2 protein-coding genes and 1 pseudogene are annotated in these 2,570 nt (G+C 68.9%); all 3 read right to left on the minus strand.

Annotated features, from left to right (window positions below):
• Positions 1 to 5: 5 nt before the first annotated feature.
• On the minus strand, positions 6 to 890 hold the full coding sequence (locus IH80_RS0138190) for an ABC transporter permease (protein WP_030966514.1): 885 nt from the start codon (positions 888 to 890) through the stop codon (positions 6 to 8).
• Entirely contained in the window at positions 877 to 1,671 is a 795-nt protein-coding gene (locus tag IH80_RS0138195) for an ABC transporter ATP-binding protein (protein ID WP_030966515.1), read from the minus strand. Before IH80_RS0138195 ends, IH80_RS0138190 begins: the two co-directional genes overlap by 14 nt.
• A 41-nt stretch (positions 1,672 to 1,712) precedes the next feature.
• Positions 1,713 to 2,570, minus strand: a pseudogene (locus tag IH80_RS40330) (ABC transporter substrate-binding protein); the annotation flags it as partial.

Raw genomic sequence — 2,570 nt, forward strand, 5'->3', positions numbered from 1 at the left:
GCCGGTCAGCTCTTGACCAGGAGGCCGCGGCTGCGCAGGACGGAGCGTTCGAGGGGGCTGAAGATGAGGAGGTCGATGGCGATGCCGACGACGAGGATGAGGGTGATGGCGAGGAACACGCCGGGGAGGTCGATGTTGTTGCGGCCGTTCTCCAGGAGCTGGCCCAGGCCCAGGCCGAGGTCGGGGGAGGAGGCGATGATCTCGGCGGCCATGAGGGAGCGCCAGGAGAAGGCCCAGCCCTGCTTGAGGCCGGCGACGTAGCCGGGCAGGGCGGCGGGCATGACCACGTGCCGGGCGCCGCGCAGGCCGGTGGCGCCGAGGGTGCGGCCGGCCCGGAGGAAGAGGGGTGGGATCTGGTCGATGCCGGAGACGAGGCCGTTGGCGATGGAGGGGACGGCGCCGAGGAGGATGACGGTGAACATCATGGCGTCGTTGAGGCCGAACCAGAGTACGGCGGGCGGCACCCAGGCGACCGAGGGCAGGGACTGCAGGCCCTGGAGGATGGGGCCGATGGCGGCGCGCACGAACTTCACCCGGGCGACGAGCAGGCCGAGGGGGGTGCCGATGGCCAGGGCGAGGAGGAAGCCGAGCAGGCCGCGGGAGACGGAGGTCCAGATGACCTCCAGCAGGGTTCCCTGCAGCCACATGTCGGACAGGCTGTCCCACACTGCGGCGAGCGGGGGGAGTTTGGTCGCGTCGGTGACCTTCAGTGAGACCAGGGCCTGCCAGACGAGCAGGACCAGGCCGACGGCGAGGAAGGGGGGCAGGACCTTGCTGAGGAGGACTTCGCGCAGTGGTGTGCGGTGGGTGTGGACCGCGTCGAGGGCGTCGAGGCCGGCTTCGAGCCCTGCCAGGTCGTCCGTGGTCGCCTTCGTTTCAGTGCTGGCCATGGCGGCGGATCTCCCCACGCAGGTGTTCAGTGATCTCGAGGGACAGCTCGGCGACGTCCGCGTCCTCGATGCGGCGCGGCTGCGGGATGTCCACGGTCCATTGCCTGGCGATCCGGCCGGGCCGGGAGGAGAGCAGGACCACGCGCTGGGCGAGGCGGACGGCCTCGCGGACGTTGTGGGTGACGAAGAGGACCGAGAGGCCTGTCTCTGTCCAGATGCGGGTGAGTTCGCCGTGCAGGACGTCGCGGGTGATGGCGTCGAGGGCGGCGAAGGGTTCGTCCATGAGCAGCAGGCGGCTGTCCTGGGCGAGGGCGCGGGCGAGGGCGACGCGCTGGCGCATGCCGCCGGAGAGTTCGTGGACGCGCTTGCCGTAGGCGCCGGTGAGCCGGACGAGTTCGAGGAGGCGTTCGGCTTCGGGTTTGCGGTCGGTTTTGGCGACGCCGCGCAGGCGCAGGGCGAGTTCGATGTTCTTGCCCGCGGTGAGCCAGGGGAAGAGGGCGTGTTCCTGGAACATGAGGGCGGGGCGGCCGCCGGGGGTTTCGATGGATCCCAGGGTCGGCTTGTCGAGGCCGGCGACCAGGTTGAGCAGGGTGGACTTTCCGCAGCCGGAGGCTCCCAGGAGGGTGACGAACTCTCCGGGAGCGACATCGAGGCTGATGTCGTCCAGGACGAGCTGCGTTCCGGCCGGGCCGGAGAAGGACTTCGAGACGTGCTCGATACGAGCGGCGTGCGCCGCCGTGTCGAGTGTGCCTTCGGCAGCCTTGGCTAGTGTCGTGGCCATGGTCGTCACCTCCTGGGATTGCTGGATTGCTGGATTGCGGGTTACTTGGCGCCGAGGCCGGCGTCGGAGACCTCGGGCTTGCCGGCGGCCTTGAGGACCTTGTTCAGCAGTGTCAGGTCGTAGATGCCGGCCAGGTCGGGCTGCTCGATGAGCTTGGCCTGCACGGCGTCGTCGGCCTGGGCCTTGAGGGTGGAGGCCAGCGGGTCGTCGGTGACGAGGATGCTCTGCCAGGCGGGGTCGATGACCTTCGCGTCCAGGGGCTTGCCGCCCTCGGCGGCGAGCCGGGCGTTGGCGGAGGCCTTGGCCTTGTCCGGGTTGGCGTTGATCCACTCGTTGGTCTTCACGGTGCCCGAGAGGACGGCCTCGACGACGTCCGGGTGCTCCTTGAGGAACTTCTGCGACACGATGATGTTCGTGATCACGAACTTCTTCTCGGGCCACAGCGTTGTCTCGTCGAGGAGGACGGAACCGCCGTCGGCGACGAGCTTGGAGGCCGTGGGCTCCGGCACCCAGGCGCCGTCGATGGAACCCTGCTTGAAGGCGTCGGGGGTGACCTTGTTGTCGGTGCGGACGACGGAGACGTCACCCTTGCCGGACTCCGGGTCGACCGTCCAGCCCTTCTCCGCGATCCAGTTCAGGAACGCGACGTCCTGGGTGTTGCCCTTCTGCGGGGTGGCGATCTTCTTGCCCTTGAGGTCGTCCAGGGTACTGCGGCTTGATCTTCGTGCCGTTCAGCTCCTTCTCGATCAGACCCTCCTGGAGACCGACCAGCGCGGTGGCGTGCGTCAGGTTCGGGAAGTAGCCGATCCGGACCTCGGAAGCCGACAGCTTCCTGCCCTCCGTGGCCGCGACGTTCGTCCCGGCGTCTTCCTTCTTCGCCTCGGAGCCGTAGCCGCAGG

It is taken from the genome of Streptomyces sp. NRRL S-378 (assembly GCF_000720645.1).
In the GTDB taxonomy this organism is placed as follows: domain Bacteria; phylum Actinomycetota; class Actinomycetes; order Streptomycetales; family Streptomycetaceae; genus Streptomyces.

Bases quoted from the DNA above. Each gene is read 5' to 3' on its own strand.
- IH80_RS0138195 (WP_030966515.1), bottom strand. From the start codon at position 1,671: ATGGCCACGACACTAGCCAAGGCTGCCGAAGGCACACTCGACACGGCG.
- IH80_RS0138190 (WP_030966514.1), bottom strand. From the start codon at position 890: ATGGCCAGCACTGAAACGAAGGCGACCACGGACGACCTGGCAGGGCTC.